General features: G+C 40.2%; 14 protein-coding genes. 6 read left to right on the top strand and 8 right to left on the bottom strand.

The genetic code is table 11. The features are described from left to right. Positions 1–32 precede the first annotated feature (32 nt). Positions 33–1,760, bottom strand: coding sequence for a methyl-accepting chemotaxis protein (locus tag E2R53_RS01510; protein ID WP_133310086.1), 1,728 nt, complete (start codon positions 1,758–1,760; stop codon positions 33–35). A 224-nt stretch (positions 1,761–1,984) separates the two neighbouring features. On the opposite strand from E2R53_RS01510, the gene E2R53_RS01505 reads away from it, so the two are divergent. Together E2R53_RS01505 and ispG are read left to right on the top strand one after the other, a co-directional pair. Further along, positions 1,985–2,323 (top strand): hypothetical protein, encoded by a 339-nt coding sequence (locus E2R53_RS01505; RefSeq protein WP_133310085.1) that lies wholly within the window; start codon positions 1,985–1,987, stop codon positions 2,321–2,323. A gap of 137 nt (positions 2,324–2,460) precedes the next feature. After that, complete coding sequence (ispG, locus tag E2R53_RS01500; RefSeq protein ID WP_251625510.1) at positions 2,461–3,567, top strand: flavodoxin-dependent (E)-4-hydroxy-3-methylbut-2-enyl-diphosphate synthase; 1,107 nt, start codon at positions 2,461–2,463, stop codon at positions 3,565–3,567. A 44-nt stretch (positions 3,568–3,611) separates the two neighbouring features. On the opposite strand, the gene E2R53_RS01495 is transcribed toward ispG, so the two are convergent. Next, on the bottom strand, positions 3,612–4,004 hold the full coding sequence (locus tag E2R53_RS01495) for a DUF308 domain-containing protein (RefSeq protein ID WP_133310084.1): 393 nt from the start codon (positions 4,002–4,004) through the stop codon (positions 3,612–3,614). A 149-nt stretch (positions 4,005–4,153) separates the two neighbouring features. On the opposite strand from E2R53_RS01495, the gene E2R53_RS01490 reads away from it, so the two are divergent. Next, entirely contained in the window at positions 4,154–4,735 is a 582-nt protein-coding gene (locus E2R53_RS01490; protein ID WP_133311108.1) for a hypothetical protein, read from the top strand. A gap of 54 nt (positions 4,736–4,789) precedes the next feature. Here E2R53_RS01490 and E2R53_RS01485 read toward each other — a convergent pair whose 3' ends face one another. The 4 genes from E2R53_RS01485 to E2R53_RS01470 form a co-directional block, all read right to left on the bottom strand. After that, positions 4,790–5,212 (bottom strand): Fur family transcriptional regulator, encoded by a 423-nt coding sequence (locus E2R53_RS01485; protein ID WP_133310083.1) that lies wholly within the window; start codon positions 5,210–5,212, stop codon positions 4,790–4,792. Between the two features lies 1 nt (position 5,213). Next, positions 5,214–6,050 carry a metal ABC transporter permease gene (locus E2R53_RS01480; protein ID WP_133310082.1) on the bottom strand — a complete coding sequence of 279 codons (837 nt, stop codon included), beginning with the start codon at positions 6,048–6,050 and terminating at the stop codon, positions 5,214–5,216. 1 nt (position 6,051) lies between these two features. Then, the gene (locus E2R53_RS01475; protein ID WP_133310081.1) at positions 6,052–6,825 is read right to left on the bottom strand and encodes a metal ABC transporter ATP-binding protein; all 774 of its coding nucleotides are present in this window, start codon (positions 6,823–6,825) and stop codon (positions 6,052–6,054) included. Positions 6,826–7,088: 263 nt separating this feature from the next. After that, positions 7,089–7,970, bottom strand: a complete 882-nt coding sequence (locus E2R53_RS01470; protein ID WP_133310080.1) for a YitT family protein — start codon at positions 7,968–7,970, stop codon at positions 7,089–7,091. Between the two features lie 83 nt (positions 7,971–8,053). On the opposite strand from E2R53_RS01470, the gene E2R53_RS01465 reads away from it, so the two are divergent. Further along, complete coding sequence (locus E2R53_RS01465) at positions 8,054–8,308, top strand: DUF2624 domain-containing protein (RefSeq protein WP_133310079.1); 255 nt, start codon at positions 8,054–8,056, stop codon at positions 8,306–8,308. 124 nt (positions 8,309–8,432) lie between these two features. Here E2R53_RS01465 and E2R53_RS01460 read toward each other — a convergent pair whose 3' ends face one another. Next, complete coding sequence (locus tag E2R53_RS01460) at positions 8,433–9,329, bottom strand: deoxyribonuclease IV (protein ID WP_133310078.1); 897 nt, start codon at positions 9,327–9,329, stop codon at positions 8,433–8,435. Positions 9,330–9,340: 11 nt separating this feature from the next. After that, positions 9,341–10,657, bottom strand: coding sequence for a DEAD/DEAH box helicase (locus E2R53_RS01455; protein WP_133310077.1), 1,317 nt, complete (start codon positions 10,655–10,657; stop codon positions 9,341–9,343). A 354-nt stretch (positions 10,658–11,011) separates the two neighbouring features. On the opposite strand from E2R53_RS01455, the gene vrrA reads away from it, so the two are divergent. Both vrrA and E2R53_RS01445 read left to right on the top strand, forming a co-directional pair. Continuing rightward, the gene (vrrA, locus tag E2R53_RS01450; protein ID WP_286166037.1) at positions 11,012–11,695 is read left to right on the top strand and encodes a VrrA/YqfQ family protein; all 684 of its coding nucleotides are present in this window, start codon (positions 11,012–11,014) and stop codon (positions 11,693–11,695) included. 120 nt (positions 11,696–11,815) lie between these two features. Next, on the top strand, positions 11,816–12,760 hold the full coding sequence (locus E2R53_RS01445) for a 4-hydroxy-3-methylbut-2-enyl diphosphate reductase (RefSeq protein WP_133310076.1): 945 nt from the start codon (positions 11,816–11,818) through the stop codon (positions 12,758–12,760). The last annotated feature ends 25 nt before the right edge of the window (positions 12,761–12,785 follow it).

The raw sequence follows: 12,785 nt of genomic DNA, 5'->3' as shown, positions 1-12,785 counted from the left end.
GCGAACCCCTTCATCCAAGAGGTTCGCTTTTTTTAACTCACTTTATATTCTTTTGCAGCGCTGGAAAGATTTCTTGATAAATCCGTTATTTTTTGCCCGATTTGGTGAGTTTTGTTCATCTGGGCAATTTGCTCCTCAGAAGCAGCAAGCATCTGTTCTGCACTTGCAAGTGTCTCCTGTGAAACGGAAGCAAAGCTTTCAGCCGATCTTTCCATAATTGGAAGAGTAGCGTTCAAATGCTGAATCTGCTTTTTCATGCCCGAGAGTCTTCTGTTTACAATATTAATCTCACTCATCAGTTCATCAAATGACACTCTGGATTGAGCGGCCACATCAAGGTGGGAATGAATGTTAGCGAGCATATGTTCAAACTCCTTTGATGCTCTAGATGATATATTTTCCATAGATAAGATGGATTTAGTAATATCTTCAGTCGCCTTTGATGACTGTTCAGCCAGTTTTTTGACTTCACCCGCAACCACGGCGAATCCATTCCCCGCTTCGCCAGCCCTGGCTGCTTCAATTGCTGCATTTAAAGCAAGAAGCTTAGTCTGTTCAGCAATGGTTTGAATAATCATTACTACATTTGCAATTGATACAGAGTGCTCCTTTACACCCCTAATTGTATTTGTCATCTTTTCAAATTCCTGTTCAAATGAATTCATTGTCTGAATCATTTGGGATATATTTTTTTCACCGCGATAAGCTGATTGATTCATGTCCGCAGCGCTGCTGAATAAAAATTCCATATCCTGAAAAACAACTCTCAGCTCGTCCCTCATTTTGCCAAAAGCATGAATACTGTGATCTGAACTTGACGCTATCTGTACAGCTCCAGCTCTTACTATCTTTATCGCCTCAACAAGCTGACTATTATGTACGATTACATCATCTGTTGCTTCTCTAAGCTGCTCTCCTGTTTTTGTCAAATCCCCAGTAGTTTTATCAATGTTTCCCACCATCATCCGCATTTGTGTCATCATTTGGTTAAAGCTTTTCATGAGTGAATTGATTTCCGGCATAGATGTCTCTATATGAATGTTTTTAGTCAAATCCCCCTCTCTAACTTCCTTCATCGTGTTTCTGAGCACCGCTAAAGGTTTAGTCAAACTTCGAATCACGACGATAAGCACTGCTGTTGTAATAAGCCCGCTCAGAAGAACCATCCATGCAGTAAATGAGGCAAGTTCCCGAGCTGTATTCATATAGCTTTCTGTCGGCACCGCTATTAAAAACTGTCCTTTTAATTCTTGAACTTGCTTAAAAGATAATGTGTAGTCGATCCCGTTTATCTCTTGGTGGAAAATGCCATTGTCTTTTTCTGTAATGTCGGCAATAAGCTTACTGGTAAACGCAATCTTAGAATTTTCACTTACTGAAAATGGATTTGCCTTATTTTCATTTATTAAAAAAAAGTCAGCACTCAGTCCATCCTGAATGAGCTCTGAAGCTTGATTGGTCAGCACAACTTTGTCAAATCTCTTTAAAAATTCCTCTTCTTCACCAAGATAGGCAATCATTAAATTCCCAGCAATTTCTCCGGTTGTATTGACTTCACGCTGCAGCCTATCCTCGATAATATCCATTGTTGTCTTTTTGGATTTTACATAAGAGGTATACCCGACTGCTGTAATAGAAGAAATTAATAAAGTAAGCACCAATATCAGTAATCTCGACTGCAGATTGATTTTCGAAAGCAAGGGCTGACGATCTTTTTTAGGTTTAAATTTTTTACTATTAATGATTGATAATAATTTCATTTCGTATCATCCTTCCCCTATCATCAAGAAAATTATCCCAAATTAATGTTAAGGAAGTGTAAAGCTACTATTAAAATAATAAAAAAATTGTCGAAATTTAAAGTCCAAAGAAGGTGTTATTTAAATACATTAGGACTATCAACCTTTTTTTAGATATAAAGGACATATTTTAATGGGACAAGCATAGAAATAACTATCGTGAACTTAAGTGGGAGATGATTTTATTGAAGCGTCTTATGATCTTCATTTTATTTATATTTCTGATGTATATCGTCTATTATGATATGAACAGCGGCACCATTTCCATAAAGCCTCAAGGTCATGTATATGAAGAGCCTGCTGCAGAAGCAGTATCCGCAGATACTAAGCCATATACCGAAAAAAAGATCAGTCAGGGAGAAACCGTGCTGACAATTGTCGAGCAGCTTCATAAGCAGTTCCCGGTGCCCATCGATCAAATCAGGCAGGATTTCGAAAAGCTGAATCCAAATGTAAAAGCGGACAATATTCAAGTGGGAAAAACATATAAATTTCCACTTTATGAAAAAGAAGTTGCTTCATAATTCTTGTCAATATTAAGCACACACTGTTACAATATGTGAGGGAAAGCACAATTTCTCGCATTGAACGATAAAAATGGTTAACATGATAGTATAGAACCATGATTATTAATTTAAGGAGCGATTTACACGTGAGTGAAATCATACATCGTACCAAAACCCGTCCTGTTAAAGTTGGCAATTTAACAATCGGCGGAAACAATGAATTAGTCATCCAAAGTATGACAACGACGAAAACACACGATGTGGAAGCTACGGTCGCTGAAATCCTGCGATTAGAAGAAGCAGGCTGTCAAATTGTTCGTGTCGCCTGCCCGGATGAACGTGCAGCCGATGCTATAGCAGAAATTAAAAAACGCATTAATATTCCACTTGTTGTAGATATTCATTTTGATTACAAGCTTGCGCTTAAGGCAATTGAGGGCGGGGCAGATAAAATCAGAATCAACCCGGGCAATATCGGCAGACGTGAAAAAGTAGAAGCCGTTGTAAAAGCTGCAAAAGAAAAAGGTATTCCAATTCGCATTGGGGTTAATGCCGGTTCTTTAGAAAAGCGCATTATTGAAAAATATGGTTATCCAACAGCAGACGGCATGGTTGAAAGTGCCCTTCATCATATAAAAATACTTGAAGATCTGGATTTTCACGATATTATCGTATCGATGAAAGCTTCAGATGTGAACTTGGCTATTGAAGCATATGAAAAAGCGGCCAAAGCTTTTGATTATCCGCTTCATTTAGGTATTACAGAGTCAGGCACTTTATTTTCAGGCACCGTAAAAAGCGCTGCCGGCCTTGGCGCCATCCTGAGCAAAGGCATCGGGAACACGCTGCGCATCTCACTGAGCGCCGATCCGGTAGAGGAAGTAAAAGTTGCAAGAGAGTTATTAAAATCTTTTGGACTGTCTTCAAACGCGGCAACTCTTATTTCATGTCCTACCTGCGGGCGGATTGAAATTGATTTGATCAGCATCGCAAACGAGGTTGAAGAGTATATTTCAACGATTAAGGCTCCCATTAAAGTTGCGGTTTTAGGCTGTGCAGTAAATGGACCTGGTGAAGCACGGGAAGCTGACATTGGTATTGCCGGCGCCAGAAAAGAAGGGCTTCTTTTCATGAAAGGACAAATTGTCCGAAAAGTGCCTGAGGAAACCATGGTAGAAGAACTGAAAAAAGAAATTGATAAAATCGCTGAAGAATATTATGCAAAACAGGCAGCTGAAAAAGCGGCTGCCGAAATTCAATAAAAAACAAGCTTGGCATAAACTGCCAAGCTTGTTTTTTTAATTCTTTAAAAGAAGGGCAAAATGAAAATTCCAAGGATTAATGAAACGATGCCAATTCCAATCGCCCATCCTCCTAATCCTTCTGCTCCTCTGCGTCGCGCAATAAAACCTACGATAATCCCTGCTGCTCCTAAGATAACCGGGAATATCAGCAAAGAAATAACGGAGAGGACGATAGCCAAATACCCCATTCTGCGTCCGTCATCAACTGTCCCTTCCTTTTCTTGCTGACGTTCGTAGTCTGCATCTCTTCTTATGTTTGCAGGAGCTGCAATTTCAGCCGCTGTTTCTTCTTTATAATCATCCCGCATATCTGGGCTGTTGTAGCCAACTTCATCTTCACGGAGATCATATTCCTTAATGTTTCCGTGATAATCATAATGTTTCTCATCTGCCATGCGTGATCCCTCCATTCATATAGTAAAGGAACATTTATAGTATGAGCCGCACAGCCTTTCCGTATAACTGTTAAAGATTACTGTGATTGTAAGAACGGATTATGATACACTAACTAGTATAGTTCAGACAGCAAGGGAGAGAGTACATGATGCTGCGATTAGGGATTGATATTGATGGAACCGTTACTTCACCTGAAACATTCGTTCCATATTTAAACAAATCATTTGGCATAAACATAACGCTTGATGATATGAAGGAATATGACCTGACTAAATTACTTAACATTTCAGAAGCGGATTTCTGGAAGTGGATGGATGAACAAGAACCGCTGATTTACAAAGATGCACCTATGGCGACCGATGCAAAGTTAGTGCTTGATGAATGGAAGAAAACCCATAAACTCCTATTTATCAGTGCGCGCAGAAGTCACTTGCAAGAGGTGACATTTGACTGGTTTAAGCGCAATGAACTATTTTATCATCAAATTGACCTGATTGGCACTCATGATAAACTAGGTGCGGTCCGTGAAAACAAAATTGACGTCTTTTTTGAGGACAAGCATGATAATGCCTGTATGATCAGTGAGGAATTTAACATTCCAGTTATTTTGTTTGATACTCCATATAACCAAGATCCCATTCCTGGCGGGGTCATCCGTGTAAATAATTGGCTTGAAGCGAGAGAATGGGTAAATTCCTACAAGAAAAGAACACAGCCCGTTTTACGCTAACTCTAATGCACACAAAAAAGCTTGCGAAACTTCGCAAGCTTTTTTGTACTGCGTTTAAACAGTAAGTTCATGGCACTCCGGACAAGTACCGTATATTTCAAATTTATGTCCGCTGATTTCATATCCGCTTAAATTCTCTTTCAATTTTTCCATAGGGCAAGAAGCAATTTCTTTCGTCTTCCCGCAGTTCAGGCAAATAAAATGATGGTGATGATGCTTTGTTCCGCATAAAAATCGAAAATGCTTTTCCCCTGACAGTTCTGTTGTTTCCAGTATGCCCATTTCGGCAAACAAGGAAAGATTGCGGTAAATGGTATCAAAACTTAATCCCGGATAGTCCGATTTCATTTTTTCCAGAACATCTCTTGCTGTTAAATATTTATTTGACTGCGCGAATAATTCAAGCATTTCTTCGCGCTTGCTTGTGTACTTATATCCTTTTTCCTTCATAAGAAGAAGAGCTTCTTGAACATTCATCTTACTGACCCCTTTTTATTTTGGTCCATAATATCGACAGTATCAGGATGACGACTGAAAGCATAACAATCGTTCCTCCTGGAGCTAGATCTAATTGATAAGCCAGCACTAATCCAATAATAACAGAGATTTCTCCAAAGAGTACAGAAAAGAATATTGCCTGTTTAAACCCCTTTGCAATTCGAATACTTGCTGCAACCGGCAGGGTCATTAGAGAAGATACTAATAAAATGCCGACGATTCTCATGGAAGCAGCAATGACAAGAGCAACCGTTAAAATAAAAATAAAGTGAATCCACTTAGAATGGATGCCTGATGCTGCAGCGTGTTCTTCATCGAATGACAGCAAAAACAGTTCTTTAAATAACGCAAAAATGACAATGAGAACAAATACCGTAATGGCAGTGATCACCAATAAATCCGTTCTTGTTACTGCACTGACACTTCCGAAAAGATAATTAAATAAATCCGTATTAAATCCATCAGCAAGTGATATAAAAATCACGCTCAATCCTACTCCGGCTGAAAGGATAATCGGAATGGCAAGCTCCTGAAAATGCTTATAGACAGCTCTCAGCTTTTCAATAAACAAAGACCCTGCCACAGAAAAGCCCATTCCTAAATAAATTGGATTGAGCCCTGACATGCCAAGCACTTTTTTCTCAAGAAGCAAGCTCGCCGCAATTCCAGCCAAAGTCACATGACTAAGTGCATCCGCTATTAAAGACAGTCTTCTTACGACTACAAAAACACCGAGAAGCGGTGCAATCAGTCCGATAAGAATTCCTGCCAAAAATGCATTTTGTAAAAATTCATAATTTAGGATACTATTTATCATTTTATCTTCCCCCATGATCATGGTGATCGTGAGTTAATACATGAACAGAATGACCATAAAAGTCAGACATATCAGAGTTCTGCAGGCTTTCGAATTCCTGTGTATTACCGTGGAAATGCAAATGTTTATTTAGACAGGCTACGTGAGTTACTTTATCTGTGATGGTACCTACATCATGTGTGACAAGAATCAAAGTAATTCCCATTTCAGTGTTTAAATTTTTCAGCATTTCGTAGAAACTCTGAACTGTTTGAGCATCAACTCCGACTGTCGGCTCATCAAGGATGAGCAATTTCGGATCACTCACAAGCGCCCTTGCAATGAATGTCCGCTGCTGCTGGCCGCCTGAAAGTTCACCGATATTTCGTTTTGACAGCTGTTCTAAACCGACAGCCTTAATTGCAGCTTTTACTTTTTCATGATGGGCCGGTTTCAGCATTTTAAACAAACCTAATTTAGACGTCAGCCCGCTTGCAACTACTTCGTATACAGATGCCGGAAAGCCTGTATTAAAACTGTTTGCTTTTTGGGACACAAATCCGATTTTATGCCACTCTTTAAATTTGCGGATATCTTCTCCGAAAAGGAAAATCTCACCCGCGTCGGGCTTCAATAGACCGAGAAGGCATTTCAGCAGAGTTGTCTTTCCTGAACCGTTTGGCCCGACGAGGCCCAGGAAGTCACCCTCTCTTACCTTAAAGTGAATATCTTCAAGTACTTTAGTGCGGTCATATGTGAATGATAAATGACGGATATCAATAATAGGCTGATTCATTAATTTCACCTTCTAGTTTAAGAATGGTTCCGATTTAAAATCGTAAAAAAAGATCAGAAACCAATGTCTGATTTTTAACATAGAGATTATACAAGATTGTAGTAAAAAGAGCAAGAAACTTGTTTTAGTCTAAGGCTGTTTTCTCGTAAATTGTTGTTTTTGATAATAAATGTCGCCCGCTGCTTTCCGCTGCAGGCACTTAGGTTTTTTGACATTTAGTTTAAAAAACAAAGTTTACGAAATGAACCTTATCACATAAGAAATTAATGGATCGCTGATTTAAAATTCGTCCCTTTTGTTTCTTGTGTATTCATTATGGTAATAAAGGCATTTGTATCAATTTCATGGACAATCGATTTTAACTTCGTTACTTCAAGCCTTGTTACAACGACATAGATGACTTCTTTTTCGTCATCGGTATATCCGCCTTTGCCTTTTAATTTTGTGGTGCCGCGCCCAAGCCTTTGAAGAATGGCGTCAGATACATCTTCGTAGTAATCCGAAACTATAATTACTGCCTTAGTTTCGTCTAATCCCTGAATAACTGTATCAATCGTTTTAAAAGCAATATAGTAAGCCATGACCGAATACATAGCTTGCTCTGGTCCAAAAACAAATGCTGCCCAGGCAAAAATGAAAATGTTAATAAACATCACAAATTCTCCTACTGAAAACGGCAGCTTTTTAGTAAGCAAAATGCCTAAAATTTCAGTTCCGTCCATTGAACCGCCGTTTCGTATGACCAATCCTACACCTACACCAAGAATTAAACCTCCAAATACAGTTGCTAAAATCGGCTCCGCTGTGAAGGCTTCGACATGATGGAGCATACTCTCGATGATTGCCAGAAAGACAATCCCGAAAATAGAGGAGATCATAAACGTTTTCCCAATTTGCTTATAGCCGTAATACATGAAAGGCAAATTCAAAAGGACAACCAGTGTTCCGAAATTGATAAATGACAGACTGTCTGGTGTAATATGGTCAATGATAAGCGAGATTCCGATAATTCCTCCGTCAATAATCTGATTGGGGATAAGGAACAGCTCAATCGAGACAGCTGCCAGCGCTGCACCAGCAATGATCAAAATCAGTCTTGTGATCAGCCGCCCGGTACTTTCTTTTTTATGCTGTTTTTTTGTCATATGAATAATCCCCCTGTCTTTTTAAAAATTAGGCACTTTTCTTAAAACTTCACCATACATTGAATGGTGAAGGAGGTATGTACGTGATACTATTTCAGAAGATTGTCAACCAGAAACTCAACTCATTGGATGCTGATGGATTGCTTCAGCTTGCTAAGCAGAACAGCCTTGCCATTGACAGAACCCAGGCTCAGCAAATCGTGAGAATCATCCGGGGCAAAAACATTAATATTTTTGATGATGCTGAGCGAATCCGCCTATTAAAAAAGATAGCTGCCATTACTTCGCCTGCCACAGCGCAGCAAGTGAACCAATTGTTTCAGCAATTTATAGGATAAAAAGCTGTCGATTTGCTCCGACAGCTTTCTTTTTTAAGTTGTAAGAAAGTATAAAATTTTCCGCATTGATGGCACGCGGAGTCGTCCAACAACTCCTTAGCCGGAACGGGCGCTTGCGCTTTACTTATCCCTGATTGCGGATCAGGTCTAAAAGATCAGGATTGAATTCTTTGCCGCGCAGCATATCAATCTCAAATTGATATGGCGGTTTTTTATCTTTTTTATCTTCACCTACATATGGAGTTTCAAGAATTTTTGGCACATCCGCAAGCTCGGGATGATGAACGATGTTATTTAATGCTTTAAATCCGATATGGCCAAATCCAATGTTTTCATGGCGGTCCTTGCGGGCTCCAGAGATATTTTTGCTGTCATTAATGTGAAGCACCTTCAGCCTGTCCAAACCGATAATAGTGTCAAATTGCTGCAGGACACCATCAAAATCATTAATAATATCATATCCGGCATCATGTGTATGGCACGTATCAAAGCAAACGGAAAGGTGCTCATTATGAGTGACACCATCAATGATCTGTGCGAGTTCTTCAAAAGAACGGCCGCACTCAGAGCCTTTTCCGGCCATTGTCTCAAGAGCAATTTGAACATTTTCTTCTCTATCTAGAACTTCATTGAGTCCTTCAATGATTTTTTTTATGCCTATTTCAGAACCCGCTCCAACATGAGCACCTGGATGCAGGACAATTTGTTTTGCTCCAAGAGCATGCGACCTGTCCATTTCAGACCGCAAAAATTGCACGCCAAGTTCAAAGGTTGCAGGGTTTGTGGTATTGCCGATATTGATGATATAAGGTGCATGAACAACTATATCAACAATCCCATTTTCCCGCATATGGGCCTGTCCGGCTTCAATATTCAGCTCTTCAATTTTTTTACGTCTAGTATTCTGAGGTGCTCCCGTATAGATCATGAACGTATTCGCACCGTAAGATACTGCTTCCTCACTTGCAGCAAGCAGCATCTTTTTCCCGCTCATTGATACATGTGATCCTATTTTCAGCATCTCTTCTCCCCCTACTTGCGCTTTTGATTCAATCTTCTTTGACGTTTTTTAATTTCGTCCATTTCTCTCGTCAGTTTCTTTTTGTATCCCGGTTTTACACCTTTTGGTTTTCTAACCTTGCTTTTTGCCATCTGATCGACGCCATCTGAAGGTCTTACGCGTTTTTGTCTGCGTTTGCGGTCCTCGACTTTTTTCCACTCGCCGTTTACAAGGTCCTGATTTTCAAATTCAATCCCTAATTTTTCAAGGGTAATTAACGCATCTTCATTTGCCGGCTCATAGATCGTTGCTGCAATACCGGAATAATCTGCACGTCCAGTACGTCCCACACGGTGAATGTAAAAATCAAGATCACTTGGGAGCTCAAAATTAATAACGTGGCTTACTCCGTCGATATCAATGCCTCTTGAAGCAAGATCTGTTGCTACAACATACTGATAATCAAGATCATTAATTTGCTTCATCATTTTTTTGCGGTCTCTTGGTGATAGATCGCCGTGAATGCGTCCGACTTTAAAGCCTTTAGCAATCAGTCCGTCCGCTACCTCATCCGCTTTTTTCTTTGTATTTGTGAAAACAATAGCTAAATAAGGGTTGTAGTTTTTCAGCATTTCAAATAAAAGATTTGTTTTATTACGGTGTCGCAAAGGCACTAATACGTGCTTGATTTTTTTCGCTGTTGCCTGCTTTGGAGCAACGTGAGTAAATTTAGGGTTTTCCATATATTTTTTCAGGAAAGGCTTTAATTTTTCAGGAATTGTAGCTGAAAAAACAAGGATTTGAAGTTTTTCGGGCATATTTCCGCCAATTTTATCAACATCTTCAATGAATCCCATATCAAGCATGAGGTCTGCTTCATCAACAACTAATGCTTTAGCCTGATGAACAAAAAGAGCTTTTTCAGCAATTAAATCCTTGATTCTTCCCGGCGTTCCGATGACAAGCTGAGGCTGGCTTTTCAGTTTATCAATTGTGCGCTGCTTGTCAGTTCCGCCAATAAAACATTTAGCCGAAATCGTTTCATTTTCCGGTGCAAATTTAAGAACATGCAAGGCATCCTGATAAATTTGATTGGCCAGTTCTCTTGTAGGGGCGGTAATCACAACTTGTACGTTTTTATTTGAGGGATCAATCCTGTGAATAAGAGGCAATAAATAAGCATGTGTTTTCCCTGTGCCTGTTTGTGATTGTCCTATAGCTGTTTCCCCTTTTAATAGTGAAGGGAATAAGCGTGCTTGTATTTCAGTCGGTTCATAAAAACCCAGCGCTTTGACAGCATCTATAATAAAAGGCTTAAATGGAAACTGAGTGAACTTAGTTTGTTCCATGTTCATCATCTCCTTGATGAGTAAATTAATAAAATAGGCTCTATTCTAAGACCTTGCTGTTTTTCGGGTGTTAACCCTGAGAGTTTTGTCCCGGCAAAAGGTTTCATTTATAACACTATATTAGAAAAGAGCACAGTTCTCTAATAAAGGAAGGGAACTATTCATTTTGCGAATTACAACAATTCTTGCAATAACAGCCAAAAAATAAGACACGGTTGTCCATCAAAACATTATATACGATATTAGAGAAAAACTCCAATCGATTCCGCCTATTCTTTCAGACGCGCAAACATTTTAAGCTGATGCTGCATATTGTGTAGGTAGTATACGCGTTAGTTTAAAAGGAGGATCATCATGTTTCAGCAAAGACCTATGCCTCCAATGCCTTCTAGAGGATTCCAGCCTCAAAGAATGCAAATGGGCGGTCAGCCGTTTTCAAACCAGTCTTTTGGAAATCAGCAAGCCCGGGGATTTGGACCGCCTCGTTCCTTCCAGCCGTTCGGACAGCAAATGGGCCCCTTTTCATCACAGTTTGGACCGCCGGGATTTGGCGGACAGCAGTTTGGCGCGCAGCAATTCGGACAGCAATTTGGTCAGCAGGCAATGGGAAGAGGAGGCGGCATTAGGGGCATTCTCTCAAGATTTCTTCCTGGCGGCGGCCAAGGCGCCGCAAGTGCTGCCAATGCAGCACAGGGTCTGCAGGGAATAACCAATCCCGCCAATTTATCCAGCATGCTTGGAAACGTACAAAAAGTTCTGGGGATGGCTCAGCAAGTCACGCCAATGGTTCAGCAATATGGGCCTCTGGTCAGAAACCTTCCTGCCATGATTAAAATTTACAGTGAATTAAAAGGCGGAGGATCAGGCGACGCGGAAAGCACAGAATCAAATGCAGAAAATACCTCTGCTGAAGTTTCAAGTGCTGCACCGTTTGATGCAGACACATCTGTCACCAGCCCGCCTAAGGCAGCAGTAAAAGAAGAACAGGTAAAAGCACCAGCTGTAAAAGGCGCATCTGCTCCAAAGCTTTATATCTGACATTCTTCTTTGTATTCTTCTGCAGTCTCCGCTATAATAATAAGAGATTACGAGAGCCAAAAGCCTTTTCTTTGGCTTTTTTATATTTTCTCTCGAACTTCTCTCTAGGAGGATCCTTTTATGGAAGTTATTAAGATTGCACCGCGGGGATATTGCTATGGCGTCGTTGATGCCATGGTTATTGCAAAGAATGCCGCTTTAGATAAAACTTTGCCAAGGCCTATTTATATTTTGGGCATGATTGTTCACAATAAACACGTTACTGACGCTTTTGAAGAAGAAGGCATTATTACATTGGATGGCAGCAACCGCATGGAAATACTTGAAAAAGTAGAAAGCGGCACCGTTATTTTTACAGCCCACGGTGTTTCTCCGGAAGTCAGAAAAATCGCTTCTGAGAAAGGTCTCATTACGCTTGATGCCACATGCCCCGATGTGACAAAAACACATGATTTAATTCGTGAAAAAAAAGCTTCAGGCTATCATGTTATCTATATTGGGAAAAAGTCGCATCCTGAGCCTGAAGGGGCTGTCGGGGTAGCGCCTGACATTGTCCATTTAGTGGAAACAGAAGAAGATGTTGATGCTCTTACTTTCCAAAACGATAAAATTGTCGTCACGAATCAGACGACTATGAGTCAATGGGATGTTTATGACATCATGGAGCGCGTGAAAGAAAAGTATCCGCATGTAGAATATCATCAGGAGATTTGCCTGGCTACCCAAGTTCGGCAGGAAGCTGTTGCAGAGCAGGCAAAAGATGCTGACCTTACGATTGTCGTTGGGGATCCAAAGAGCAACAACTCAAACCGGCTTGCACAGGTTTCTGAAGAAATAGCAGGAACAAAAGCCTACAGAATATCAGATATAAGCGAACTGAAGCTTGAATGGTTTGAAGGTGTTAAAAAAGTTGCCATTACTGCCGGCGCCTCAACTCCTACGCCTATTACAAAAGAAGTCATTCAATTCCTTGAAAAGTACGATCCGGAAAATACGCTGACATGGAACATCCAGCACAATGTTCCTCTTCAAAAAATACTGCCGAAAGTTAAAGCAGTCAAATAAAGTTCAAACAAAACCGCTGGTAATC

The organism is Peribacillus frigoritolerans (genome assembly GCF_004358755.1).
Taxonomy (GTDB): Bacteria; Bacillota; Bacilli; order Bacillales; family Bacillaceae; genus Bacillus_P.
The sequence above is the reverse complement of the archived record's forward strand: the minus strand, read 5'-3'. Positions and strand labels throughout refer to the sequence as shown.

Bases quoted from the DNA above. Each gene is read 5' to 3' on its own strand.
- E2R53_RS01480 (WP_133310082.1), bottom strand. From the start codon at position 6,050: ATGATAAATAGTATCCTAAATTATGAATTTTTACAAAATGCATTTTTG.
- E2R53_RS01455 (WP_133310077.1), bottom strand. From the start codon at position 10,657: ATGGAACAAACTAAGTTCACTCAGTTTCCATTTAAGCCTTTTATTATA.
- E2R53_RS01485 (WP_133310083.1), bottom strand. From the start codon at position 5,212: ATGAATGTTCAAGAAGCTCTTCTTCTTATGAAGGAAAAAGGATATAAG.
- E2R53_RS01495 (WP_133310084.1), bottom strand. From the start codon at position 4,004: ATGGCAGATGAGAAACATTATGATTATCACGGAAACATTAAGGAATAT.
- E2R53_RS01490 (WP_133311108.1), top strand. From the start codon at position 4,154: ATGCTGCGATTAGGGATTGATATTGATGGAACCGTTACTTCACCTGAA.
- vrrA (WP_286166037.1), top strand. From the start codon at position 11,012: ATGTTTCAGCAAAGACCTATGCCTCCAATGCCTTCTAGAGGATTCCAG.
- E2R53_RS01460 (WP_133310078.1), bottom strand. From the start codon at position 9,329: ATGCTGAAAATAGGATCACATGTATCAATGAGCGGGAAAAAGATGCTG.
- E2R53_RS01510 (WP_133310086.1), bottom strand. From the start codon at position 1,760: ATGAAATTATTATCAATCATTAATAGTAAAAAATTTAAACCTAAAAAA.
- E2R53_RS01445 (WP_133310076.1), top strand. From the start codon at position 11,816: ATGGAAGTTATTAAGATTGCACCGCGGGGATATTGCTATGGCGTCGTT.
- E2R53_RS01475 (WP_133310081.1), bottom strand. From the start codon at position 6,825: ATGAATCAGCCTATTATTGATATCCGTCATTTATCATTCACATATGAC.
- E2R53_RS01470 (WP_133310080.1), bottom strand. From the start codon at position 7,970: ATGACAAAAAAACAGCATAAAAAAGAAAGTACCGGGCGGCTGATCACA.